This window comes from Amycolatopsis acidiphila (genome assembly GCF_021391495.1).
Lineage (GTDB): Bacteria > Actinomycetota > Actinomycetes > Mycobacteriales > Pseudonocardiaceae > Amycolatopsis_E > Amycolatopsis_E acidiphila.
This window is the reverse complement of sequence record NZ_CP090063.1, coordinates 117,134-140,140: the sequence shown is the minus strand read 5'-3', so window position 1 is coordinate 140,140 and position 23,007 is coordinate 117,134. Positions and strand designations below refer to the sequence as shown.

The window sequence follows — 23,007 nt, the reverse complement described above, 5'->3', positions numbered from 1 at the left end:
ATGCAGGTGGCGGCCACGCTCGGTCAGGTCTGCAAGGTGAAGAAGTATCCGTCGGAGGCACTGCGGTCGATGGCGGCCAGCAGCTGCACCGGCGAGTTCTCGCGGACGCTTTGCGGATACTTGCGCCACCGGCCGAGGTCCTCGGACCAGTAGTAGAGGGTCCACATGCCGTCGACGCCGTAGCGCAGCTGTGCGAACGCCCGCTCCTCGAGGGCGGCACCGGACCAGTCCGGTCGCTTCTCGACGAGGGTCACCATGCGTCCGCGCCAGCGGGACATGATCCGCTTGTCCGCCGGAACACGCCGTTCACACCAACGATCGATCTGCCGTTGCTGGAGCTCGGGGATCGGCGACATACACACAGTGATACCGCATGCGTTCGTGGCGCACGGATGGAGTACGCGCACCTCACACGAGCCATACTCGTCACACAAAACCGGCACAGGTCGGCTGACCAGCTAGTTCGGGGCCGGGTCGGCCAGGTACCAGCCCGCGCAGAGGGCACCGACGCCGAACACCGCCAGGACCAGGCCGCCGGCGAAGGGGGCACCGCCGAAGAGGGCGAGGATCGAGAACAGCATCACGACCAGGCCCGCCGCCATGAGGGCGCGGGCGGCCCAGAGCTGACGCGCCGGCGTGGCCGGGCTCCGGGGCGGCGGGGCAACCGGGGCGAGCCGTGCCGTCGGTGCGAAGGCGGGCGGGGCAGTCGGTGCCGGCGGGGTGGCGGCGCGCACGGACACGGGGGCGCTGAACGGCGTCGGGGGCGGCTCGAGCAGGCCGAGGACGGTCCACGCCGTCGTGATGTCCAGTACCACGATGCCCCGCTCGCGCGCCCGGCCGAGCCGGGGGTCCTGGCGGGGCACGTCGTCCGCGATGGCCAGGTGCGAGACCGACGCGGTGAGGTTCTTCGCGAGCTGGATCCCGGCGGCGAGCACCGCCGCGCGCAGGGCGTCCGCCGCCCGCGTCTCGCCCAGCACCAGCACCCGCATCGGCGTTCGCAGCCGCTCGGCGGTGCGCAGGTCACGCGCCACTTCGGGCACCCCGAGCGCCGTCGCGACGCGGGTCAGGTCGTGGGCCTCGACCTCGGTGATGACGCCGTCGTCCGCCGCCACCTCGCGCATCGCCGTCACGAAGTCCAGGTGCGTCCGGCGGACGGCGATCCCGGCCGCCGCGGCGAGCGAGGCCAGCTCGTGCGCCTCGTCCGGCGAGACGTACTGGTCCGAGATCGCCGCCTTGAGCAGCTCGCGGTAGGCCTCGTGCAACGGGTCGCCGCCGTCGCCGACCCGCACCCGCTCGACCAGTTCCGCCAGCCACGAGCGTTCCGCCGGATCCTCGACCGGCCGGGTCAGCACCCGTCCACCGGAGGTGAACCGCGGCAGCTGCGGCAGCCGCGGCGGGTCGGTGAACGCGAGCCGGTGCGTCGTCACGAGCGACGACACGACGCAGGCCACCGTCCTGGCGTTGGCCAGCGCCAGGTGCCCGGGGAACTCCCCGATCCCGAGCGCGTCCGCGACCGTTGCCAGCTGCGCGTTGGGCAGGTGCAGCGCCTGGCGCGCGGCATCGAGCGTGCCGACCACGGGAAGCGGTGGCAGCCGCACGTTCAGCCGGGCCAGCTCCGCGGCCAGGAACTCCAGCGCGAACGGCAGGTTGTGCGCGACCAGGACGCTGCCGCGGCACAGGTCCAGCAGGTCCCCGAGGACCTCGCCGAACTCCGGCGCGTTGTCGAGGTCGCGCCGGCTGATGCGGTGCAGCGTCGCCGGTCCCGGTTCGACCTGGCGTCCCGGGTCGACCAGCGTCGCGAACTCGGTGAGCACGGTGCCGTCCGCGCGGGCCCGCACGGCCGCGAGTTCGACCACGTGCCCAGGGCGCAGGCCGGTGGTCCGGAAATCGAGCGCGGTGAAGTCCGTGGCCGTCGCCGGGAACCGGCCGTCGCGGGCCAGCCGCAGGGTGCCGAAAGAAGTCATCGACCGCTAATCGCCGGTCGCCCCGAAAACGTAACGGAGCTCAGCCGGGGAGCGAATAGCTCACGTGCTGAAAAGACGCGTACCCACCTGGTTGAAGGTCACTCTGGGTGTTTTCGGGGTGCTGTTCGTCCTCGGCGCGATCTTCGGCAGGCAGTCGCCGGCACCAACCGGGGCGACCACCGCCGCGGGTCCGACGACCAGCACTCCTCCGGTCCCCACATACACGGTGACCAGCGTCGATGGCACCACCTTGGAACTGACCGACGCGAGCGGGGAACGGACGAGCGTGCGGGCGGCCGGAATGGCGATGCCCGTCGGCGCGAACTGCTACGGAGCGGAAACGGCGAGCTGGGCGAGTGCCTTTCTGACCGGAAAACAGGTCACCGTGAAAACGCTCGACACACTCGCGATGATCACCCTTTCCGACGGGACGAGCTATTCCACGGCCGCCGTCCAGGGCGGCCACGCGAAATACCTCGCCGACGCGCTCTCGACCACCTACGGCCCGGCGCTGCAGGCGGCGGAGACGTCGGCCCGGGCGGCCGGAACGGGGCTCTGGGGCCCACCGTGCCACGGAAACATCGACGCACCGATCGTGATCACCACCCAGACACCGGCGCCCGTCGAGAAGGTGACCGTGCCGGACCCGACCACGCACGAGAAAGCCCCTCCCGCCAGCACCGAAGACGTGGACGTCTACTACGCCAACTGCACGGAGGTGCGGGCCGCGCACGCGGCACCGATCCACCGCGGCGAACCCGGCTACAGCCGCAAGCTCGACCGCGACGGCGACGGCATCGCCTGCGAGAAATGACGCGCAGAGCTATCGGCCAGAACCGGATTCTGGTATTCCATGAGGCGTGGATCCTCTCGTGCAGACCACGCGCGGTGCGGTGCGTGGCAGGTCGGCTGACGGCGTCAGCTCCTTCAAGGGCATTCCCTACGCAGCACCGCTCGACGGCGTCCGGCGGTTCCAGCCGCCGCAACCGGCGGAACCGTGGGACGGCGAGCGCGATGCGAGCCGCTACAGCGCCGACACCCCGCAGGGCACGCTCCTGCCCGGTGTCCCGTCGTCGTGGAATCCGGCCGACGACAGCGAATCGCTGACCGTCAACGTCTGGACGCCCGACCCCGGTGCGAGCGGCCTGCCGGTGATGGTCTGGATCTACGGCGGTGCCTTCCTCGTCGGCACCTCCCGCCAGCCCGAGTACGACGGCGCGAACCTCGCCCGCGGCGGCCTGGTCATCGTGTCGATGAACTACCGCGTCGGCTTCGAGGGCTTCGGCTGGCTGCCGGACCAGCCGCAGAACCGCGCCTTCCTCGACCAGCTGGCCGCGCTGCGCTGGGTCCAGGAGAACATCGCGAGCTTCGGTGGCGACCCGGACAACGTGACGATCTTCGGCGAGTCCGCGGGGGCGACCGCGGTGGCGGCGCTCACCGCGGCCGAGGCCGGGCGCGGGCTGTTCCGCCGTGCGATCGGGCAGAGCATCGCCGGCGGCTTCCAGCAGGAGGCCACCGCGCGGGCCACGGGCGAGCGGATCGCCGCCGCGCTCGGTGTGCCGCTCACGGCCGAGGCGTTCGGCGAGCTGCCGTCCGAGGCGATCCACGGCGTGCAGTCGACGCCGAGCACGATCACGCCGTACGGCCCGGTCGTCGACGGCGAGCTGGTCACCGACGTGCCGTGGCGCGGGCTGCGCAAGGAGGTGGATCTCCTCGCCGGGTTCAACCGCGACGAGTACCGCCTGTTCGCCGCAAACGAGGACCTGAGCACCAAGGACCCCGCGGCGACGGCAGCCGCGATCGGCACCTCGATCGACGCCTACCGCGCGGCGTACCCGGACCTGTCCGACCCGGATCTGTACGTGCTGATCATGTCCGACTCCATCTTCCGGATACCCACGACCTGGTGCGCCCAGGACCACCCCGGCCGTAGCTGGCTCTACGAGCTGACCTGGCCGAGCCCGGCGTTCGGCGGCTTCCTGCGCTGCTGCCACGCCCTCGACGTGCCGCTGACCTTCGGCAACTTCGACGGTGAGCTCGCCACGATGGTGCTCGGCGGCACGGTGCCGCCGGAGGCGCGGCTGATCTCGGAGGAGATGCGCAAGGCCTGGACCACCTTCGCCACCAGCGGTGACCCGGGCTGGCCGGAGTACGAGCCGGGCGAGCGCCTGGCCCGCAGGTGGGACGCGCAGATCTCCGTGGAGTCCGATCCCGAAGGCGCGTCACGGCGGATCTGGGCGGGATAACCTCGTGGTATGGCCATCGAGGTGCTGCTCGTCGACGATCACGAAGTGGTGCGGCGCGGCCTGCGTGAGCTGCTGAGCGACGAGCCGGACATCGAGGTCGTCGCCGAGGCGAGCAGCGCCGACGAGGCGCTCGCCGTCGCGATGCACGTCGAGCCCGACGTCGCGGTGGTCGACGTGCGCCTCGGTGACGGCGACGGCGTGTCCCTGTGCCGGGAGCTGCGCTCGAAGCCGAACCCGCCGCAGTGCCTCGTGCTCACGGCGTTCGACGACGAGGAGGCCATGGTCGGCGCGATCATGGCCGGCGCCGCGGGTTACCTGCTCAAGCAGGTCCGCGGCCAGGACGTGGTCAACGCGGTCCGCGAGGTCGCGGCCGGGCGCTCCCTGCTCGACCCGCTGACCACCGCACACGTGCTCGACAAGCTGCGTCACCCGCGGGAGGACGAGCTCGACCAGCTGACCGAGCGCGAGCGCAGCGTGCTGGAGCTGATCGGGGACGGACTGTCCAACCGGGAGATCGCGGAACGGCTGTTCCTCGCCGAGAAGACGGTCAAGAACTACGTGACCTCCGTGCTCGCCAAGCTCGGCATGCAGCGCCGCACGCAGGCCGCGGCGTGGGTGGCGCGGCGCGGCAAGTAGCGCGCACGCGGCGGCGAGCCGGGGCCGGACGATTGCCCGCGGCGGGTGCCAAAGCGGTATGCCCTGCGAGCACCACGACGGCCAGGACTATCTTCGCCCGGTCATGGCTCGGCAGGCGCCGATATCCCGGCAGGCCCCGTCACCGGGCGCAGCCGCCACCCACCACGTGGGGCGAGCGCGCGGCGGAGGTCGTGACGATCGACGTATTTCACGAGTGGAAGATTCGGTGCGAAGGAGCATTCCGGTGAGTGATCTCATCGACAGAGCGCGGCGGCAGTGGGGGGAGGTACGCCCTGAGCTGGACACCTCCGGGATGGCCGTGATCGGGCGCGTGCTGCGGCTCGCGTCCCTGATCCGCCGCGACACCGACGATCTGCTGGCCGGGCACGAGCTGACCAGGGCCGAGTTCGACGTGCTGTGCGCGCTGCGCCGCAACGGCGTGCTCAACCCCGGCCAGATCAGCCGCGAGATGCTGTCCTCGGGCGCGGCCATCACCAAACGGCTCGACCGGCTGGCCCGGATGGGCCTGGTCTCGCGGGCCGCGAGCGAGCGCGACCGCCGCGTGGTGCAGGTGCGGCTGACCGACAAGGGCGTGGCCCTCATCGACGAGCTGCTGCCCAGCCAGCTCAAGGCCGAGCGTGCCGCGCTCGAGAACCTGTCCGAAGCGGACCGGTCCGCATTGGCCGGTCTACTCGGGACAGTTCTGCAGACGGTCGAGGGCGTAACCGCCTGAGCCGACGACCTCCTTCGCGCGGCTTGCTACACCCCAGGCTGGTTGTACAAAACGGCTTCGTACGACGGTGCCTTCTTCACCAGCCCACTGTCCAGATGAAACTTCCGTGCGGTCTCGAAGGAACCGCGCTGCACCTGCGGTGTCGCCGGTACTTCCCGCGGCAGGATCGGCATCAGTGCGTCGAGCGCCTTCGCGTCCGTGCCCTTGAGGTACTGGCCCAGCAGCGACCGGGCCTGCGCGGGCGCGCCGTGGATGTCCGCGAGCGCCCTGGTCATCGCGCGCTGGAACGCGGCCAGCTCCTCCTGCTTGCGGTCGAGCAGCTTCCGCGTGCTGAACACGACGCCGTGCAACGCGCCACGCAGGCTCGGCACGTCACCGCGCGCCGGGGAGATGTACGTCCTGCCCACGTTCGCCGCCGCGGCCTGCTGGGCGATGGGCTGGAAGAACGCGAGCGCGTCCACCCGGTTCGTCTTCATCGCGCCGATCGCGGACGTGGTCGCGCTGCCCAGGTTCACCAGCGTCGAATCGGTCGCGGCGTTGCGGCCGATGCTGCTGAACAGGTAGTCCACCAGCGCCTCGGTGCCGCTGCCGGGACCGGTGATGCCGATCTTCCTGCCCACCAGCGCCTGGATCTTCTCGTTCAGCGAGGCCGGTTCGGGGAACGACGGCGGGACGACGACGTCCACGTAGTACTCGGTGACCAGGCTCGTCACGAGCCGGGTGCCGTCGTCGATCTTGGCGAGGTTGAACGCGTCGGTGATCACCCCGGCGCCGAGGTCGACGCTGCCCGACTTGAGCGCCGCGGCCACCTTCGCCCCGGTGCCCAGCCGCGGCCGCTCGCCGAGCGTGATGCCCGCGGCCTTGAAGTAGCCCTGTTTCTCGGCGATGAACAACGGCAGGAAGGCGACCGAGTCGCTGATCTGCCCGATGTTGAGCACGCCCGCCGGCGTGGTCGACTCGCGGGTCGCACAGCCCGCGGCGAACAGCAGCGGCGCCGCGGCAAGCGCTTTCAGCACGCTCCGGCGGTCAGTCATGGAGCGGCTTCCACCGGTTCACGCGCCGCCCGATCAGGCCGACGAACACGTTGAGGATCCCGGCGACGACGCTCAGCACGACCAGCGTCGCGAACACCCCCGCAGCGTGGACTTCCCGCAGCCACTGCGGCCGAGGACGGTGACGAAGCTGCCTTCGGAGATCTCCACCGAGAACTCCCGCAGCGCCACGATCGCCGCGTCGCCCTTGGCGAACTGCTTGGTGACCGCGTCCGCGGTCAGCACCGCGGTCATCGGAGCCGCTCCGTTGCGTCGGCCAGCGGTTCGGCGCCGACCCGCCATCGGCTGTTGTGGACAGTCATCAACCGGACCTCCTCGTCCGTGAAACCGTTGTCCACCAAGCGATCTGCTCCAGCAGGACGCCCTTCTCGGCGAGTGCCTGCTGTCGCCGCGCGCCGATGCGCTGCGAGGTGAACTCGCGACGACGATGCGCCGTACGCCTTCGCCGGGTGCAGCGGACGAAGTCCGCGCGCTCGGCACCCCGGACGAGCTCGCGGCCGTGCTCGGAGGGCTTCGGATGGTCGGCCATGTCGCTCCTTTGCGCCATTTTCTCCGACCAGATTGTTTACTTTGGCGACAGGGTCAAGGGCGACTGGCGGCCACGTCCGCCTCGCGCAGCGCCTTGATCACGCTCTCCAGGTGGGCACGGGCCGCCTCCTGCGCTTTTTCCGGGTCGTGTGCGCAGATGCCGTCGATGATGGCGAGGTGCTCGGGCAGCGAGACGGAGGGGCGGCCGGGTCGCATCGCGAGCCGGAACTGGTGGCGCACGCTCTGCCCGCGCAGCCGTTCCAGCAGCTGCGCGGCGGTTCGCTGCCCGCTGATCTGCCGCACGCGCAGGTGCAGTCGCTGGTTGAGCCCGGAGTAGCCGACGACGTCACCCTGGGCGACCGCGTCGCGCATGTCCTTGCCCAGTTGCCCGAGCTCGGCGATCTCGTCGTCGGTGATGCGCTCGGCCGCCTTCGCCGCGCACAGCGCCTCCAGCATCATCCGCACCTCGGAGATCTCGACGGCCTCCTCGATCGACACGGCGCGCACTCGGGCCCCGCGGTTCTGCACCCGCTCGACGAGCCCCTCGTTCGCGAGCTCGATGAGGGCGGCGCGGACGTTCGCGCGGCTGGCGGAGAACTGGGCGGACAGGTCGGCTTCGACCAGCCGCTGGTTGGGCACGAACTCACCGCGCACGATCGCGTCGCGAATCGCGACCACGACAGGCTGTTCGACCTGGGCTTCCGTCACTGCTTCCCCACTCCTCAGCACGGATTGTTGACAATTTTGTTCAGTACATCGTCTACTCGATCGTAGTACTTACCCAAGGAGGAGCCCCTTATGTCCGGAACGCCAGCCACGATCGCGGTCCTCGGCCTTGGCGAGGCAGGCGGGGCGCTGGCCCGCGACCTCGTCGCCGCCGGCGCCGTCGTCCGGGGCTACGACCCGGCCGTCCGGGCAGCCGACGGGATCGTCGACACCTCGTCCGAGGCGGAGGCGGCCCGGGGCGCGGACCTCGTGCTGAGCGTGAACAGCGCGACGGCGGCGGTCGACGCGCTGCGGGCCGGGCTGCCCGGCACGACCGGCATCTGGGCGGACCTGAACACCGGCTCCCCCGGCCTCAAGCGGGAGCTCGCCTCGATCGCCGGTGCGGTGCCGTTCACCGACATCTCGATCATGGCACCGGTGCCGGGCAAGGGATTGCGGGTGCCGATGCTCGCGAGTGGGCCCGCCGCCGAGCCCACGGCCGTGCTGCTGCGCTCGCTCGGCGCGTCGGTCGAGGTGATGGCCGGGGAAGCGGGCCTGGCCGCGGAGCGGAAGCTCCTGCGCAGCGTGTTCTTCAAGGGCATGTCGGCCGCAGTGGTCGAGGCGCTGGAGGCGGCCCGCGCCGCGGGCTGCGAGGACTGGCTGCGCGAGATCATCGAGCACGAGCTGACCACCGCGGACAAGTCCACTGTGGACAGGCTGGTGACAGGTTCGCACCGGCACGCCACGCGCCGGACGACGGAGATGGCCGCGGCCGCGGACATGCTGGGCGAGCTGGGCGTGCCCGCGAACGTCGCCGCGGCCGCCCGGGATCAGCTCGCGCGCTTGTCCGGTGCCAACGGCAGGTCGAACGCGACCAGCGTGCCGAGGCTCGGCGAGGAGTTGAGGTAGAACTTCCCGCCGGCGCTCTTGGCCCGTTCGGCGAGATGCCGCAGCCCACGGGTCGCGACCCCCTGCGGCACGCCCGAGCCGTTGTCCCGCACGCGAAGCCGCACCTCGTGTGCGTCGCGGTGCAGGGTCACCCTGGTCTCGCTCGCACCGGAGTGCCTGACCACATTGGACAGTGCTTCGCGCAGCGCGGCGCGGATGTGGTCGGCCCGTTCGGCGGGAATGTCGGCGAACTCGCCGGACAGCTCGAGCGTCGGCGGGAAGCCGAGCAGCTCCTCCGCGATGCGCACCTCGCCGCGGGCGGACTCGGCGAGGTCGGTCCTCGGCGTCGCCTCGGGCTCCGGCGCGGGCGAGCGCAGGCTGTGCACGGTCGCCCTGATCTCCCCGATCGTCTGGTCGAGCTGGTCGATCGCCTCGCCGAGACGGGCGGCGTCGGTGCCGGCGAACCGCTTGCGCATCCGCCGCCGCACCCGGTCGAGCTGCATACCGGCTGCATACAGCCTTTGCACGATCACGTCGTGCAGCTCGCGGGCGATGCGTTCGCGCTCCTCGTAGAGGGTGACGCGGTGCCGGGCGTTCGCCCCCTCCGCCAGCGCCAGCACGACACCGACCTGCGCGGCGAACGCCGTCAGCACCTCGACCGTGCCCGGGGAGAAACCTTCGGCGCCCTGCATCCGATACACCGCCAGTGCGCCCAGCATGCGGCCGCCGGCCCCGAACGGCACGGCCGCGAACGGGCCGTACTCCCGCAGCTCGGCGGGCACGTGGGGCGCGGTGCGCGGGTCCACCGTGAAGTCGTCGGTCACCACCGTCTCGCCGCCGCGGGCGACCTGCCCCGCGACCGAGTGCGCGGGCAGTAACAAGCCTCGTACATCGGCTGTCTGCAACCCGTACACAGCCTCCACGGTGACGCTGGCATCGTCGTTGCGCACCATGATCAGGCCGAGGTCGGCCTTGGCGAGCTCGGCGGCCTTCTGCACCACCGAGGCGAGGACCGCGTCGGGCTCGTCTCCGGAGAGGGCGGCGGTGGTGATGTCCGTGGCCGCGGACAGTGCGTGGGCGGCAAGCGTCGGTTCCATGAGCGATGTCAAGCGTAGACGCCTTCCGGCACCCGGGTGGTCACGCGGCCGTCGCGGACCTCGAGCACGAAGTCGGCGTCGGCCGCTTCGTCCGGATGGTGCGTCACCTGCACCACTGTGCGTCCGGCGAGCGCGGTGCGAAGGTTCGCCCGGAGGCGGCGGGCGGTGGGTTCGTCGAGATGTGCCGTCGGCTCGTCGAGCAGTACCAACCCGGCGTTCGGCGCGGCCACCAGTGCGCGGGCGAGCGCAAGCCGTTGTGCCTGGCCGCCGGACAGGCCACTGCCCGCGCTACCGAGCACCGTGTCGAGGCGCAGCTCCGGCAGGCAGGCCAGGCGCAGCGCGTCGGCCAGCCGGTCGTCGCTCGCGTGCGGGTCGGCCAGGCGCAGGTTCTCGGCCACGGTCGTCGACACCAGCTGCGGGTCCTGCGGTGCCCACGCGACCTCGGCCGGGACCACGGCGCTGCCGCGCTCGGGGTGCAGGAACCCCAGCAACGCGGCCAGCAACGTCGACTTCCCGGCGCCCGACGCGCCGACCACCGCGACGTGTGCGCCCGGCGGGATCTCCAGGTCGACGTCACGCAGCACCGGCGGGCCGTCCGGCCATGCGATGTCCCCGCTCAGCTCGACGTGATCGCCGTGTTCGGGCCGTTCGGTCGAGGGAGTGGCGAAGTCGAGCCGGGTCCGGGCGTCCCGCAGCGTGTCCCAGTGCTGCGCGACCGGCGGCAGGAGCGCGAGGACCTCGGCGAGTGCGAGCGGGATCAGGGCGACGACCGGCACGAGCGCCGGCCCGAGACGCCCGGCCGCGAGCCAACTGCCGCCGACCGCCGCCAGACCGGTGACCAGCGTGATCAGGCCATCGGCCGCGCCGGCGCCGAACGCCTGGCGGCGTGCCTGGGCGACGAGCCCGGCGTCGGTTCCGGCCAGTTCGGCACGGCGGGTCCGATAGCGGTCGAAGGCCAGCAGTTCGGCCGCACCCTCGAACAGTTCGAGCACCTTCGCGCTGACCGCCCGCCGCCCGGACACGAGCGCGGAGGTCGCCCGCCGTTCCAGCCGCAGCGCCAGCAGGGGCGCGGCGACCGCGCCGAGCAGGACCGCGACCGCCAGCACCAGTCCGGCACTCGGCAGGAGCACGGTCTGCACCACGATCGCGGCGACGAGCGTGGTCCCAGCCACCGGCGGCGGGGTCAGCACCCGGGGCAGCAGGTCGCGCACGGTGTCGACGTCGGCGACCAGCCGCCGCTGGCTCTCGCCGTGCCGCAGGCTGTGCGCGGGACCGAGGCGCACCAACGACTTCCACAGCTCGACCCGCAGCCGCCCGGCGATCCGGAACGCGGCGTCGTGCGTGGTCAGGCGTTCCGCGTACCGGAGTACGGCGCGGCCGAGCCCGAACGCGCGTACGCCCACGACAGCGACGGTCAGCGTCAGAATCGGCGGCTGCTGCGAGGCTTTCGCGATCAACCAGCCCGACGTGGCGGTCAGCGCCAGCCCCGCGACCAGTGCCAGCGCACCCAGCAGGGCACCGCCGAGAAAGCGCTTTTCGACCAGCCGGCGCACCGGCCGTCCCGTGTGGACGGTCCGCCGTTCCGCCGGTAGCACAGCGCGCCCGGGCTGGGCCGCGACCGCACCGGGCCGCTCGTGCGCGGCGATGAGCACGGCAGCACCACGGCGGCGGGCCGCCTCGATCACGGCCATGACCTGCGTGGCGTTGGCGGCATCGAGGTGGGCGGTCGGCTCGTCGAGCAGGAGCAGCCACGCGTCGCGGGACAAGGCGCGCGCGACCGCGACTCGTTGACGCTGCCCGAGCGACAGCTGGTCCAGGCGCGCGGATTCGAAGCCCGCGAGGTTCAGCTGGGCGAGCAGGTCGTCGGCGGCGCCCGCCAGCTCCTCGCGAACGGTCTCGCTGGTGAACACCGGCGACTGCGGCACCCACGCGACCTGTCGTCTGAATGCCGACATCGCGACGTCCGGCAGATCGACGTCCGAGATCGTGACACGACCGGACGCGGGCCGGACGAAGCCGAGCAGCACGGCCAGCGTCGTCGACTTCCCGGCGCCGCTCGGCGACCGCAGCCAGGTGATCTCGCCCGGCCGGACGACGAACGACTCCCCGTCCGGCGCGAAGCCGTCCCGGCGCGCGACCCGCAGGCCCTCGACACGGACCTCGCCGCGGCCGGGCACCACCGTGCCGTCGGGCACGACGGGCTGCGCGAGGACGTCGGCGACCCGGCGCACCGCCTCGACCCCGTCCTCGCTCGCGTGGAAGGCGGCGCCGACCGACCGCAGCGGCTGGTAGCACTCGGGCGCGAGGATCAGCACGCCCAGCCCGATCGCGAGCGGCAGGTCGCCGTTCACCAGCCGGACCCCGATGAGCACCGCGACCAGCGCCACCGACAACGTCGCCGCGAGCTCCAGCACGAACGCCGACGAGAACGCCACCCGCAAGGTCTTCAGCGTCGCGCGGCGGTGCCGCTCGGACACCAGGCGGACCGTCTCCGCCTGGGCCTCGGCGCGGCGGAAGGCCGCCAGCACCGGCAGCGCGCGCACGAGTTCCAGCAGTTGCCCGGAAAGCCGGTGCAGCGCGTCTGTCGCGGCGGCCGAACGGGTCGCGGTGTACTTGCCGACGAGGATCGCGAACAGCGGCAGCAGCGGCACGGTCAGTGCGATGACGACCGCGGACGGCCAGTCGGTGACCAGGATCGCGGCGCCCGCGCCCAGCGGTACCACGGCTGCGGTGACCAGCGCGGGCAGGTAGTCGGTGAAGTAGGCGTCGAGCGCGTCGAGTCCCTTGGTGGCCAACGTGGTCAGCTCGGCGGGCCCGCGCGCGGCGACCCATTCCGGGCCGAGCCGCAACGCGTGGTCGACCGCCTTGGCGCGCAGCTCCTCCTTCGCGCCCGCGGCGGCCCGGGCGGCGACCGTCCGGATGGCCCAGACGATGAGCGCACGGCCGAGGACGACGCCCGCCAGCACCGCCGGTCCGGCCGGGCGCACCCCGTGACCCGCGACGATCGTCGCGCAGGCCGAGGCCAGCAGGAACGCCTGTGCCACCAGCGCGGCGGCGTTGAGCAACGCGAGTACAGCGGCAAGGGCGAGCGCCCGGCGCGCCGCTGCAGACAGAGCGGGCAGCGCGCCGAGCGGTCCCTTTCCCAGTCGCACTGTGTCCGTTGTGGACACTTCGGCGGGAAGGGTGGTGCTTCCGGGAAAGGTCATGGTGTGTGCACCGGCGGGATCTGCGCGGTGCTGATCCGCTTGCGGAACACCCAGTACGTCCAGCCCTGGTAGACGAGCACGGCGGGGGCGCCGAACGCGGCGACCCAGGTGATGACCTGCAACGCGTAGTGGCTCGACGCCGCGCCCGCGACGGTCAGCGAGTTGGCCGGGTCCGCGGTGGAGGGCAGCACGTCCGGGTACAGCGCGCCGAACAAGGTCACGACCGCCGCCGCGATGGTGACACCGAGGGCGGCGAACGCCTGGCCGTCCCGGTCGGCGACCAGCTTGCGCCACGCGACCACGGCCGCGCCCACGGCGACCGCGAGCGGTAGCACGGTCCAGAGGGCACCTTCGCGGAACTGCACGATCAGCAGCAGCACCACCAGCGGCACGAGCGCGACCGGCAGCACCCGGATGGCCAGCAGCCGCGCGCGGTCCCGCAGCTCGCCGCCGGTCTTGAGGGCGAGGAACGCGGCCCCGTGCACGAGCGAGAACCCGACCACCGCGAGCGCGCCGAGCAGCGTGTCCCAGCGGACGGCCGCGAACGCCGAGCCGATCCGGTTGCCGTGCTCGTCGAGCGGCAGGCCCAGCACCGTGGTGGTGATCAGCAGGCCGACGCCCAGCGGCGGCAGCCACGAGCCGAGCACGATGACGCGGTCCCAGTTACGGCGCCAGCGCGGCGAGTCGACCTTGCCGCGGTACTCGAACGCCACCCCGCGGCCGATGAGCGCGAGCAGCACCAGCAGCAACGGCAGGTAGGCGCCCGAGAACAGCGAGGCGTACCAGTCCGGGAAGGCCGCGAACATCGCGCCGGCCGCGACGATGAGCCACACCTCGTTGCCGTCCCACACCGGGCCGATCGTGTTGATCATGACGCGCCGCTCGGTGTCGTCGCGGCCGAGCACCGGCAGCAGCATCCCCACGCCGAAGTCGAAGCCTTCGAGGAACAGGTAGCCCAGCCAGAACAGGACGATGATGCAGAACCACAGGGTTTCGAGGCTCATGGCACGTCCTCCTCAAGGTTGTCCACAGGGTTGTGCACAAATAGCCGAGTTATCCACATGCCCTTCGCCCCTGCCCTAGTACGCGAAGGCGAGCGCATCGCCGGAATCGTTGTCCTGCTTGGGTTTCTCGGGTGGCAGCACACCCTCGACCCCACCGCGGACATACCTGCGCATGAGGAACACCTCGACCACGCCGAGCGCCAGGTACAGCGAGGTCAGCGCGAGCAACGAGGTCCACACCTCCCCTGTGGACAAGTTCGACACTGCCTGCGCGGTGAACATCCACACCCCGTCCACCCCCGACGGGTTCGGCACGACGACGAACGGCTGGCGGCCCATCTCGGTGAAGATCCAGCCGGCGCTGTTGCCGATGAACGGAGTCGCGATACCCAGCAATGCCAGGCGCGGGAACCACTTCGAGTCGGGCATGCGGCCCTTGCGGGTGAGCCACAGGGCCAGCACGCCGATGCCCGCCGAGATGGCGCCGAAGCCGATCATGATCCGGAAGCCCCAGTAGGTCACCGGCAGGTTCGGCGTGTAATCGATCGGCTTCCCCGCCAGTTGGCCGAGTGCCGGGTCGTCCGGGTAGTTCGTGCCGTACTTCGCCTGGTACTGCCCGACCAGGTCCTCGACGCCGGTGACCTGCGTCTTGAAGTCGTTGTGCGCCAGGAAGGACAGCAGCGCCGGCACGTTGAACGTCTTGACGTCCTCGCAGTTCTGCCTGGCCACGTCGCCGATCGCGATGATCGAGAAGCTCGCGGGCTGCTCGGTGTGGCACAGCGCCTCGGCCGAAGCCATCTTCATCGGCTGCTGCTCGAACATCAGCTTGCCCTGCGTGTCGCCGGTGATCGCGAGCACCGCGAACGCGACCACGCCGACCCAGCCGCCGAGCCGCAACGAGGTCCGCCAGGTCGCGCGGTGCTCGTCATCGGTCTTGCGCTTGCGCCACAGGTGCCAGGCGGCGACGCCGACGATGAACGCGGCGGCGACCGAGAACGCGCCCGCGATGGTGTGCGGGATCGCGGCGAGCGCGGTGTTGTTGGTCAGCACCGCCCAGATCGAGCGCATCGTCGGCTTGCCGTCGACGAAGGCCACGCCGACGGGATGCTGCATCCAGGAGTTCGCGGCGAGGATGAAGTAGGCCGAGGCAACCGTCGCGAGCGAGAAGGCCCACGCGCACGCCAGGTGCACCCGCTTGGGCAACCGGTCCCAGCCGAAGATCCACAGCCCGAGGAAGGTCGACTCGACGAAGAACGCGACCAGCCCCTCCATCGCGAGCGGCGCGCCGAAGACGTCGCCGACGAACCGCGAGTAGGCGTTCCAGTTCATCCCGAACTGGAACTCCTGCACGATGCCCGTCACCACGCCCATCGCGAAGTTGACCAGCAGGAGCTTCCCCCAGAACTTGGTCATCTCGTGGTAACGGCGGTGCCCGGTCCGGACCCATGCCGTCTGCATGCCCGCGACCAGCACGGACAGCCCGATCGTCAGGGGAACCATGAGGAAGTGGTAGACGGTCGTGATCCCGAACTGCCACCTCGCCAGCTGGAGTACGTCCACGCTGTCCAGCCTGCTCGCGCGCCCCGCACGGCATCAGGTCCCGGAGTCCTGATCTTGGCGGGACCTAGGTCCTGGACAAGCGGGGCGCCCGTTCCGTATTGTCGAAGTGGAACTAGCGCCCCGCTTTCAGGAGGATGGCATGAGCAGGCTCGCCGTGGTCTTCGGCGCCACCGGACAGCAGGGCGGTGCCGTCGCCAGACGGCTGCTCGCGGACGGGTGGCGGGTCCGGGGCGTCACCCGGGACCCGTCGAGCGCGAAGGCGCGGGCCCTGGCCGGCGCGGAGATGGTCGTCTCGCCGTCCTTCGAGGGCGTCGACGCGGTGTTCAGCGTGCATCCCGGCCCGCTCGCGCCCGGCGAGGACGAGTTCGCCGACGGCAAGGCGATCGCCGACGCGGCCCACGAGCACGGGGTCGGCCACCTCGTCCACAGCTCCGGCCAACTCGCCGACCGGCTCGCCGCGCTCGGGCTTCAACAGGACAAATGGCGGGTGGAGCAGTACCTCGCCACGCTCGGCGTGTCCGCGACCGTGCTGCGGCCGTCCTCCTTCATGGAGAACTACTTCAACCCGCTGTTCGGCCTGAGCGACGGCACGTTGCGCACCGCGCTGAACCCGGACACCCGCCAGCAGCTCATCGCGCTCGACGACATCGCCGCGTTCACCGCACTCGCGTTCACCGACCCCGCGACCTACCGCGGCCAGACCATCGAGCTGGCCGGGGACGCGCTGACCCCGCCGGAGATCGCGGCCGCGGTCAGCGCGGCGACCGGGCTGCCGGTGCCCTACGAGCACCTCGCGATCGAAGACCTGCGCAAGGTCAACCCGCGGTTCGCGGCCGGGTACGAGGTGATGAACTCCCTCGCGCAGGCGAGCGCGGACATCCCGGCCCTGCGCCGGCGGCACCCCGGGCTGATGACCTTCGCCACGTGGCTCGAGCGGACAGGGGCGCCCAGGATCAAGGCGCTGCTGGCCCCGCAGCCGGCTGCGCACGGTCGGGCATAACCCCACCTCGTAAGGCCCGCGCCGCGGGTAAGAAATTGTTTCGGTGCGCCGAAGAAATAGTTTTACCGGTAACTGAAACGGTAATTCGCAATTCCAACCTGCTCGCATTCGCAGTGTCCCCCCTTTATCGTTGTAGTGAAAGGGGGCAGCAACAGGCATGAGTACCGCACTACTGGCGCTGGTCAGCACGTTCGCGCTGGTCCTGGCCGTCGAGCTGCCGGACAAGACGCTGGTCGCGACGCTGGTCCTGACCACCCGGTTCCGCGCGTGGCCCGTGTTCACCGGGGTGGCCGCCGCATTCGCCGTGCAATGCGTGATCGCCGTTCTGTTCGGCCGGGCGCTGACATTGTTGCCGGAAAACCTGGTGGCCGGCGTGGTGGCCGTGCTGTTCGGTCTCGGTGCTTTCCTGTTGCTGCGCGAGGGATTTTCCGCCGACCGCGGCGGGGCGGAGGACGCCGTCCGGTCCGGCCCCGGTCCGGCGACGTTCTTCCGGTCCGCGCTCACGTCGTTCGGCGTGCTGTTCGCCGCCGAGTGGGGGGACGCGTCGCAGCTGGCCACCGCCGGGTTGACCGCCCGCTACAACGAGCCCGTCGCTGTGGCCGTCGGCGCCTTCGCGGCGCTGATCGCGGTGGCCGGTGTCGCCATCCTCCTCGGGCAGAAGATCCGGGCCCGGATCCGGCCACAGCTCATCCAGCGCGTCGCCGGCTTCGTCTTCGCCGGCCTGGCGCTGGTCGCGCTCTGGCAGCTCATCTGAGCGCGTCGGCCAGCTCCGCGGCCGCGGCCAGCACCTGAGGACCGACCGTCTCCGCCTTGATCGCGCCCAGCGCCACGACACCCACGCTCGCCCGCAGCCCCGGCACGCCCCGCACGGGTGTGGCGAGGCCGGCCACGCCCCGCTGGACCTCACCGGTCGACGCGACCCACCCGCGGCCGCCCTGGCGCAGGGTCATCGCCTTGCCGGCCGCGCCGACACCGATCGAATACCGGGTGCCGACGCGGTAGGCCACGTACACGTCCGTCCACGACGGCTCGGCCACCGCGACGGTCTCGACCTGGTCGCCCTCCGCGATCGACAGATGCGCCGTCGCCCCGGACCTCTCGGCGAGCGTCCGCAGGACCGGACGGGCGACCTCGCGCAACTGCGGCACGACCTGGCCTGCCAGCCGCAGCACGGCGACGCCGAGGCGGACCTTGTTGCCGTCCCGCCGGACCAGGCCGCGCGCGACCAAGGGCACGAGCAGCCGGTACACCGCGGCGCGGCTCGCCCCGATCGTCGTGGCCAGTTCGGAGATGGTCGCCGCCTCACCCGCAGCGTCCGCCACGGCCTGCAGCAACGCCAGACCACGGTCCAGGGTCAGCGACCCCTCGGCGGTCACAGCAGTCCGAGCGCCTCGAGGTCGGCGGTCGGCTCGGCGAAGGTCGCCGAGGCGTAGGACGCGAACAACGCGCGCACCGCCTTGGCCGCCTGCTCGGACAACCCGCGCGCCTCGTCGGCGAGCTGCTGCCCATCGGTGGAGGACAACGCGTCGCGCACGTCGCCACCGGAAAGGCTGCGCCCGACGGCGACCAGCAGGTTCAGGAACCCGTGGTGCGCGATACCCGTCGCCGGGTCCTCGTGCCGCACGGCGCGGTGCAGGCTGTTGGTCGCCTTGAAGGACGCGCCGGTCGCCCCGCTGAGCACGGCCAGGAAGTCGGCCACCTCGTCCACACTGGGGAAGTTCTCGCTGGACACGCCGCCGCAGCGGATCTTGGGCCAGCTGCCGTGCTCGATCACCTTGCGCACGCCGTCGAGCCAGCCGACCCCGCGGCGCGGCTCGACCACCCGGATCACGTCCTCGGGTACGAACTCCGACACCCGCTCCAGCCACACTTCGTCCACATCGGACGGTGCGGGCATCTCCACCATGCGCAGGGAGAGCAGTTCGCTGCGGGACTCGACGATCGAGATCGCCTTCGGCACCCCGCCGAGGCCGGTGTCGATGATGAGCGACAGCGGCAGCGGCTGCTTCGGCTTCACCTTGATCAGCTCGGTGATCAGCTCGGGCAGCCGGGAGGCCTGGCAGAGGAAGACGCCGAGCAGCCCGGCCCGGTCACCCGCCCTCGCCTCGAAGTGCGCGCGCAACGCTTCGGGCATGGTCGCGGTCCCCGGTGGGAACAGCGCCGAGTCGTCTACGAGCCGCGCGAAGAGGGGAGGAATTCCACGGGGGCCGGGGGGCGTGAGTTCCACAGCGCTTGACACAAGGGACACGCTAGTAGCGTACGACAGCCGGACAAACGGGCCCGCAGGGCGGACATCGGAAGCGCGTGGGCCGGTCGGAGCAGTGCCCCGCATGCCCGAGCACGTTCGTCCGGTCGGCGTAGTGAGATCGCTTCCCCTTTCCGAGAAGGCAGGTTAGGCTCACCTAACTAGGAGGTGGCCTCGTGACCCAGACTTCCACCCGCCGTCCGCCCGCACCCGCGCCGGCCGAGCGAGCCAAGACGATCGCGACCCGCGACTGCCCCGGCTCCCTCGTGCCGACCGGTCCCAGCAGCCGCGAGCGCGTCGTCCCCGAGCTGCACCACGTGCACGCGAGCGGCAGCGTGAGCGTCCTGCTGCGCGACGAGCACCCACTGCTCGCCAGGGCCGCGGACGCCGAGGTCGCCGTGATGTTCGAGCTGGCCGACCACGCACCGGTCGACCTGCGCGAACCCGTGCGCGGGCTGCTGTGGATCACCGGCTGGCTCCGCCCGCTCGGCGCGGCCGCCGCGCGGGCCAGGGCGCTCGCGATCGCCGAGGCGCGGCCCGACCCGCGGTTGCTCGACCTCGGTCACGGGGCGAGCCTCCTGCGCCTCACCCCCGCCTCGCTCGTGCTCGCCGACGCCGAGGGCACGCACTCGCTGCGCCCGCACATGTTCAGCGCCGCGACGGCCGACCCGTTCGCCACGTACGAGACGAGCTGGCTCCGCCACCTCGAGCACGAGCACGCCGACGTGGTCGCCGAACTGGCCCGCCACGTGCCCGAGGAGCTGCGCGGCGGGCGCATCCGGCCGCTCGGCCTCGACCGGTTCGGCCTGCGGTTGCGGGTCGAGACCGAGACCGAGGACCACGACGTCCGGCTGGCGTTCTCCCGGCCGCTGTCGAACACCGCCGAGCTGGCGGGCGAACTGCGGCGGCTCGTCGGCTGCCCGTTCCTGGCCCGATACAGCTAGTCGGCCAGCTCCGGCGGGAAACCACCCGTCGCGATCGGGCCCCAGCGCTCGATGGTGACCCGGATCAGGCTCTTGTTCTGCTTGCGCATGGCCTCGCGGTACTCGTCCCAGTCCGGGTGCTCGCCGGAGATGCAGCGGAAGTACTCGACCAGCGGTTCCACCGCGTCCGGCATGTCGAGCACCTCGGCCTGCCCGTCGAGCTGGACCCACGCGCCGTTCCACTCGTCGGAGAGCACGCAGGCGGACACCGCGGGACTGCGCCGGGCGTTGGTCGCCTTGGCGCGCTTGGGATAGGTGGAGACGACGAACCGGCCCTCGGTGTCGATGCCGGCGGTGACCGGCGAGAGCTGCGGGGTGCCGTCGGCACGGGTGGTCATCAGGATGGCGCGGTGCCGGGGCCGCAGGAACTCGAGCAGCTCTTCACGGTCAACACGGTCCGCCGTCGCTATTTTCGGTGCCATGAGGACAGAAGGTAGCGTGCGCGCGTGACGTCCCTCGCCCGCGACTGGTTGCGCCCCGAGCGTCCGGACCTGCCCGAACTGGTCGGCGACGAGGCCGAGCGGCGCCGGATCAAGATCGAGATCCTGATCGTCTTCGGCATCACCCTCGGGCTCTCGGGCGCGCGCAGCCTGCTCTCGCTGCTGGACTCGCTGCTCCAGCCCACCCCGCTGAGCCAGCAGCACGTCGCGCTCAACGCGCCACAGGCCGCACTGAACCTGATCGACCTGCTCGCCCAGCTGCTGAGCGTCGTCCAGCTCGTCGGCTGGGGCGCGCTGGGCGCGTACCTACTCGTGCGCGCCGGTGTCCGGCTGCGGTCGGTGGGACTGGGCTGGCGCGGCCGCGACGTGCTGTGGGGCGCCGGGCTCGCCGCGCTGATCGGCATCCCCGGCCTCGCGCTGTACTTCATCGGCTGGAAGCTCGGCTTCAACCTCGCCGTCTCGCCCTCGACCCTGAGCGACACGTGGTGGCGGCCGGTCGTGCTCACGCTCTCGGCGTTCGGCAACGCGTTCGCCGAGGAGGTGCTCGTCGTCGGGTACCTGCTGACCCGGCTGCGGCAGCTGGCCTTCCGGGAGAACACCGGCCTGTTCGCGGCGGCCGTGCTGCGCGGGTCCTACCACCTCTACCAGGGCTTCGGCGGGTTCGTCGGCAACCTGATCATGGGACTGGTGTTCGGCCGGGTGTGGCAGCGGACGAACCGGTTGTGGCCGCTCGTGGTCGCGCACACGATCCTCGACGTCGTCTCGTTCGTCGGCTACGCGTTGCTCAAAGGGCACCTGTCCTGGCTGCCGTAAGACCGGCCGTTGCGCGCCACGGCTAAATTCAGTGCATGAGGCAACCGAGGGTGGACAGCGAAGTCGGGCCACTGCGTACCGTCCTGCTGCACCGGCCGGGCAACGAGCTCAAAAGGCTCACCCCGCGCAACAACGACCAGCTGCTGTTCGACTCGATCCCCTGGGTGGACCGGGCACAGCAGGAGCACGACGCGTTCGCCGAGGTGCTGCGCGGCCGGGGGGTCGAGGTGCTGCTCCTGGTCGAGATGCTCCGCGCCGCGCTGGAGGACGACCGGGCGCACGCCGCGGGCGTGCACGCCGCCGTCGACGAGCTGCGGCTCGGGCAGACGCTCGCGGACTCGCTGCGCTCGCACCTGTCCGGGGTAGACGCCACCACCCTCGCCGAGGTGCTGACCTGCGGAGTCACCTTCGAAGAGCTCCCGGCGGGGGAGGGCGCGTCGCTCGTGCGGAAGATGCACCGCCCGCACGACTTCGCCGTGGACCCGCTGCCGAACCTGCTGTTCACGCGCGACTCCTCGGTCTGGATCGGGGACCGGGTGGCGATCTCGTCGCTCGCGATGCCCGCGCGCCGCCGCGAGACGGTCCTGCTCGACCTGATCTACGCCTACCACCCGCGGTTCCGGCACGCCGCCCGTGCCTACGGCGCGCACTCGGCGCCGGTCGAAGGCGGCGACGTCATGCTCCTCGCGCCGGGCGTGCTGGCGATCGGCGTCGGCGAGCGGACCACCGCCGCGGGCGCGGAGTCGCTCGCGCGGTCGGTGTTCGCCGACGACCTGGTGCACACGGTGCTCGCGGTGCCGATCGAGCAGGAGCGCGCCACCATGCACCTGGACACCGTGTGCACGATGGTCGACCGCGACGCCGTGGTGATGTACCCGCTCGCGCGCGACTCGCTCGTCGCCTTCACGATGCGCCCCGGTCACGACGGTTCGCTGGACGTCAGCGGCCCGGAGCCGTTCCTGCACGCCGCCGCCGAGGCGATGGGCATCGAGAAGCTGCGGGTCATCGACACCGGCCTCGACCCGGTGACCGCCGAGCGCGAGCAGTGGGACGACGGCAACAACACGCTCGCCCTCGCGCCCGGGGTGGTCGTCGGCTACGAGCGCAACGGGGAGACCAACGCGCGGCTCGAGGAGGCCGGCATCGAGGTGCTGGCGATCGCGGGCTCGGAACTGGGCTCGGGCCGGGGCGGCCCGCGCTGCATGTCCTGCCCGGTCGTGCGCGACCCGATCGAATGAATTTAATTAGGAAAGCCTTACCGAATTAGGCTTCCCTATTATGGGTAAGCCTAACCGAATAGGGCCGGAATCACCAGCTCCGAGTGGTGATCGGAATTGCTGATCACCTATTCTCGGAACATGGCCATCAAACGGAAAGAACCGTGCTCCAAGTTCCATGAGCTGCTGCAACAGCAGATTCAGAACGAGTTCACCGCGTCCCAGCAATACGTCGCGCTCGCGGTCTGGTTCGACAACTCGGACCTGCCGCAGCTCGCGAAGTTCTTTTACCGCCAGGCGGTCGAGGAACGCAACCACGCGCTCGCCATCACCCGGTACCTGATGGACATCGACCACCACGTCGAGATTCCGGGCACCGGCGAGGTCCGCAACGACTTCAACGAGGTGACCGAACTGGTCGAACTCGCGCTCGAGCAGGAGAAGGGCGTCACCGCCGACTTCCGCATCCTCGCGAAGACCGCCCGTGAGCAGGACGACTACCAGGGCGAGCAGTTCGTGCAGTGGTTCCTCAAGGAGCAGATCGAAGAGGTCTCGAAGATGACCACGCTGCTCAACGTCGTGCGCCGCGCCAACGGCAACCTGTTCGACGTCGAGAACTGGCTGGCCCGCGAGGCGGCCGGGGACGACGGCGACTCCGGGATGCCGCCGGTGGCCGGCGGCAAGCTGTAG

General features: G+C 71.2%; 24 protein-coding genes. 11 read left to right on the top strand and 13 right to left on the bottom strand.

Annotated features, from left to right (window positions below; genetic code table 11):
* Window positions 1-23: 23 nt before the first annotated feature.
* Complete coding sequence (locus LWP59_RS00695; protein ID WP_144632438.1) at window positions 24-356, bottom strand: DUF3024 domain-containing protein; 333 nt, start codon at window positions 354-356, stop codon at window positions 24-26.
* Window positions 357-458: 102 nt separating this feature from the next.
* Window positions 459-1,964, bottom strand: coding sequence for a 3'-5' exonuclease (locus LWP59_RS00690; RefSeq protein ID WP_144632435.1), 1,506 nt, complete (start codon window positions 1,962-1,964; stop codon window positions 459-461).
* 301 nt (window positions 1,965-2,265) lie between these two features.
* On the opposite strand from LWP59_RS00690, the gene LWP59_RS00685 reads away from it, so the two are divergent.
* The 4 genes from LWP59_RS00685 to LWP59_RS00670 all read left to right on the top strand — a co-directional run bounded on the left by LWP59_RS00685 (window position 2,266) and on the right by LWP59_RS00670 (window position 5,579).
* Window positions 2,266-2,778 (top strand): thermonuclease family protein, encoded by a 513-nt coding sequence (locus tag LWP59_RS00685; RefSeq protein WP_144632432.1) that lies wholly within the window; start codon window positions 2,266-2,268, stop codon window positions 2,776-2,778.
* Between the two features lie 46 nt (window positions 2,779-2,824).
* Window positions 2,825-4,210 carry a carboxylesterase/lipase family protein gene (locus tag LWP59_RS00680; protein WP_144632429.1) on the top strand — a complete coding sequence of 462 codons (1,386 nt, stop codon included), beginning with the start codon at window positions 2,825-2,827 and terminating at the stop codon, window positions 4,208-4,210.
* Window positions 4,211-4,219: 9 nt separating this feature from the next.
* Window positions 4,220-4,846: a response regulator gene (locus LWP59_RS00675; RefSeq protein WP_144632426.1), complete on the top strand. Its 627-nt coding sequence runs from the start codon at window positions 4,220-4,222 to the stop codon at window positions 4,844-4,846.
* Window positions 4,847-5,090: 244 nt separating this feature from the next.
* Window positions 5,091-5,579, top strand: a complete 489-nt coding sequence (locus LWP59_RS00670) for a MarR family winged helix-turn-helix transcriptional regulator (protein WP_229857357.1) — start codon at window positions 5,091-5,093, stop codon at window positions 5,577-5,579.
* Between the two features lie 26 nt (window positions 5,580-5,605).
* Here the strand turns inward: LWP59_RS00670 and LWP59_RS00665 are convergent, their stop codons facing one another.
* The 4 genes from LWP59_RS00665 to LWP59_RS00650 form a co-directional block, all read right to left on the bottom strand.
* Window positions 5,606-6,613, bottom strand: coding sequence for an ABC transporter substrate-binding protein (locus LWP59_RS00665; RefSeq protein ID WP_144632423.1), 1,008 nt, complete (start codon window positions 6,611-6,613; stop codon window positions 5,606-5,608).
* Between the two features lie 72 nt (window positions 6,614-6,685).
* The gene (locus LWP59_RS00660) at window positions 6,686-6,865 is read right to left on the bottom strand and encodes a P-loop NTPase family protein (protein WP_186383001.1); all 180 of its coding nucleotides are present in this window, start codon (window positions 6,863-6,865) and stop codon (window positions 6,686-6,688) included.
* Between the two features lie 67 nt (window positions 6,866-6,932).
* Entirely contained in the window at window positions 6,933-7,160 is a 228-nt protein-coding gene (locus tag LWP59_RS00655; RefSeq protein ID WP_144632420.1) for a hypothetical protein, read from the bottom strand.
* Between the two features lie 53 nt (window positions 7,161-7,213).
* Window positions 7,214-7,867 carry a GntR family transcriptional regulator gene (locus LWP59_RS00650; RefSeq protein ID WP_144632417.1) on the bottom strand — a complete coding sequence of 218 codons (654 nt, stop codon included), beginning with the start codon at window positions 7,865-7,867 and terminating at the stop codon, window positions 7,214-7,216.
* Window positions 7,868-7,957: 90 nt separating this feature from the next.
* Here LWP59_RS00650 and LWP59_RS00645 point away from each other — a divergent pair, with 90 nt between their 5' ends.
* Window positions 7,958-8,773: an NAD(P)-dependent oxidoreductase gene (locus tag LWP59_RS00645; protein ID WP_144632414.1), complete on the top strand. Its 816-nt coding sequence runs from the start codon at window positions 7,958-7,960 to the stop codon at window positions 8,771-8,773.
* On the opposite strand, the gene LWP59_RS00640 is transcribed toward LWP59_RS00645, so the two are convergent.
* The 4 genes from LWP59_RS00640 to LWP59_RS00625 form a co-directional block, all read right to left on the bottom strand.
* Window positions 8,695-9,849 (bottom strand): GAF domain-containing sensor histidine kinase, encoded by a 1,155-nt coding sequence (locus LWP59_RS00640; protein WP_144632411.1) that lies wholly within the window; start codon window positions 9,847-9,849, stop codon window positions 8,695-8,697. The two genes, LWP59_RS00645 and LWP59_RS00640, sit on opposite strands and share 79 nt — an antisense overlap.
* An 8-nt stretch (window positions 9,850-9,857) precedes the next feature.
* Entirely contained in the window at window positions 9,858-13,055 is a 3,198-nt protein-coding gene (gene cydD, locus LWP59_RS00635) for a thiol reductant ABC exporter subunit CydD (RefSeq protein WP_144632409.1), read from the bottom strand.
* Window positions 13,052-14,059: a cytochrome d ubiquinol oxidase subunit II gene (gene cydB / locus LWP59_RS00630; protein WP_144632406.1), complete on the bottom strand. Its 1,008-nt coding sequence runs from the start codon at window positions 14,057-14,059 to the stop codon at window positions 13,052-13,054. Before cydB ends, cydD begins: the two co-directional genes overlap by 4 nt.
* A 75-nt stretch (window positions 14,060-14,134) precedes the next feature.
* Window positions 14,135-15,619, bottom strand: coding sequence for a cytochrome ubiquinol oxidase subunit I (locus tag LWP59_RS00625; RefSeq protein ID WP_144632403.1), 1,485 nt, complete (start codon window positions 15,617-15,619; stop codon window positions 14,135-14,137).
* Between the two features lie 139 nt (window positions 15,620-15,758).
* On the opposite strand from LWP59_RS00625, the gene LWP59_RS00620 reads away from it, so the two are divergent.
* Together LWP59_RS00620 and LWP59_RS00615 are read left to right on the top strand one after the other, a co-directional pair.
* Window positions 15,759-16,619 carry an NmrA/HSCARG family protein gene (locus tag LWP59_RS00620; RefSeq protein WP_144632400.1) on the top strand — a complete coding sequence of 287 codons (861 nt, stop codon included), beginning with the start codon at window positions 15,759-15,761 and terminating at the stop codon, window positions 16,617-16,619.
* A 157-nt stretch (window positions 16,620-16,776) separates the two neighbouring features.
* A complete protein-coding gene (locus tag LWP59_RS00615) occupies window positions 16,777-17,373 on the top strand; it encodes a TMEM165/GDT1 family protein (RefSeq protein WP_144632397.1) in 597 nt (198 codons plus the stop codon).
* On the opposite strand, the gene LWP59_RS00610 is transcribed toward LWP59_RS00615, so the two are convergent.
* The gene (locus tag LWP59_RS00610) at window positions 17,366-17,995 is read right to left on the bottom strand and encodes an IclR family transcriptional regulator (protein WP_144632394.1); all 630 of its coding nucleotides are present in this window, start codon (window positions 17,993-17,995) and stop codon (window positions 17,366-17,368) included. The genes LWP59_RS00615 and LWP59_RS00610 overlap by 8 nt on opposite strands.
* A complete protein-coding gene (locus tag LWP59_RS00605) occupies window positions 17,992-18,846 on the bottom strand; it encodes a hypothetical protein (protein ID WP_267903741.1) in 855 nt (284 codons plus the stop codon). The genes LWP59_RS00610 and LWP59_RS00605 overlap by 4 nt, the downstream gene beginning before the upstream one ends.
* Before the next feature lie 194 nt (window positions 18,847-19,040).
* Here LWP59_RS00605 and LWP59_RS00600 point away from each other — a divergent pair, with 194 nt between their 5' ends.
* Entirely contained in the window at window positions 19,041-19,808 is a 768-nt protein-coding gene (locus tag LWP59_RS00600; protein ID WP_144632387.1) for a DUF2470 domain-containing protein, read from the top strand.
* On the opposite strand, the gene LWP59_RS00595 is transcribed toward LWP59_RS00600, so the two are convergent.
* Window positions 19,805-20,269: a PPOX class F420-dependent oxidoreductase gene (locus LWP59_RS00595; RefSeq protein WP_144632384.1), complete on the bottom strand. Its 465-nt coding sequence runs from the start codon at window positions 20,267-20,269 to the stop codon at window positions 19,805-19,807. The two genes, LWP59_RS00600 and LWP59_RS00595, sit on opposite strands and share 4 nt — an antisense overlap.
* A 24-nt stretch (window positions 20,270-20,293) precedes the next feature.
* Here LWP59_RS00595 and LWP59_RS00590 point away from each other — a divergent pair, with 24 nt between their 5' ends.
* The 3 genes from LWP59_RS00590 to LWP59_RS00580 all read left to right on the top strand — a co-directional run bounded on the left by LWP59_RS00590 (window position 20,294) and on the right by LWP59_RS00580 (window position 23,007).
* Complete coding sequence (locus LWP59_RS00590) at window positions 20,294-21,100, top strand: CPBP family intramembrane glutamic endopeptidase (RefSeq protein WP_144632381.1); 807 nt, start codon at window positions 20,294-20,296, stop codon at window positions 21,098-21,100.
* 35 nt (window positions 21,101-21,135) lie between these two features.
* Complete coding sequence (locus LWP59_RS00585) at window positions 21,136-22,338, top strand: arginine deiminase (RefSeq protein ID WP_144632378.1); 1,203 nt, start codon at window positions 21,136-21,138, stop codon at window positions 22,336-22,338.
* A 120-nt stretch (window positions 22,339-22,458) separates the two neighbouring features.
* Window positions 22,459-23,007: a ferritin gene (locus LWP59_RS00580; RefSeq protein WP_144632376.1), complete on the top strand. Its 549-nt coding sequence runs from the start codon at window positions 22,459-22,461 to the stop codon at window positions 23,005-23,007.

Coding starts and splice junctions, on each gene's coding strand:
- LWP59_RS00580 (WP_144632376.1), top strand. CDS start 22,459: ATGGCCATCAAACGGAAAGAACCGTGCTCCAAGTTCCATGAGCTGCTG.
- LWP59_RS00655 (WP_144632420.1), bottom strand. CDS start 7,160: ATGGCCGACCATCCGAAGCCCTCCGAGCACGGCCGCGAGCTCGTCCGG.
- LWP59_RS00585 (WP_144632378.1), top strand. CDS start 21,136: ATGAGGCAACCGAGGGTGGACAGCGAAGTCGGGCCACTGCGTACCGTC.
- LWP59_RS00640 (WP_144632411.1), bottom strand. CDS start 9,849: ATGGAACCGACGCTTGCCGCCCACGCACTGTCCGCGGCCACGGACATC.
- LWP59_RS00660 (WP_186383001.1), bottom strand. CDS start 6,865: ATGACCGCGGTGCTGACCGCGGACGCGGTCACCAAGCAGTTCGCCAAG.
- LWP59_RS00615 (WP_144632397.1), top strand. CDS start 16,777: ATGAGTACCGCACTACTGGCGCTGGTCAGCACGTTCGCGCTGGTCCTG.
- LWP59_RS00620 (WP_144632400.1), top strand. CDS start 15,759: ATGAGCAGGCTCGCCGTGGTCTTCGGCGCCACCGGACAGCAGGGCGGT.
- LWP59_RS00675 (WP_144632426.1), top strand. CDS start 4,220: ATGGCCATCGAGGTGCTGCTCGTCGACGATCACGAAGTGGTGCGGCGC.
- cydB (WP_144632406.1), bottom strand. CDS start 14,059: ATGAGCCTCGAAACCCTGTGGTTCTGCATCATCGTCCTGTTCTGGCTG.
- LWP59_RS00665 (WP_144632423.1), bottom strand. CDS start 6,613: ATGACTGACCGCCGGAGCGTGCTGAAAGCGCTTGCCGCGGCGCCGCTG.
- LWP59_RS00695 (WP_144632438.1), bottom strand. CDS start 356: ATGTCGCCGATCCCCGAGCTCCAGCAACGGCAGATCGATCGTTGGTGT.
- LWP59_RS00645 (WP_144632414.1), top strand. CDS start 7,958: ATGTCCGGAACGCCAGCCACGATCGCGGTCCTCGGCCTTGGCGAGGCA.
- LWP59_RS00595 (WP_144632384.1), bottom strand. CDS start 20,269: ATGGCACCGAAAATAGCGACGGCGGACCGTGTTGACCGTGAAGAGCTG.
- cydD (WP_144632409.1), bottom strand. CDS start 13,055: ATGACCTTTCCCGGAAGCACCACCCTTCCCGCCGAAGTGTCCACAACG.
- LWP59_RS00690 (WP_144632435.1), bottom strand. CDS start 1,964: ATGACTTCTTTCGGCACCCTGCGGCTGGCCCGCGACGGCCGGTTCCCG.
- LWP59_RS00685 (WP_144632432.1), top strand. CDS start 2,266: ATGGCGATGCCCGTCGGCGCGAACTGCTACGGAGCGGAAACGGCGAGC.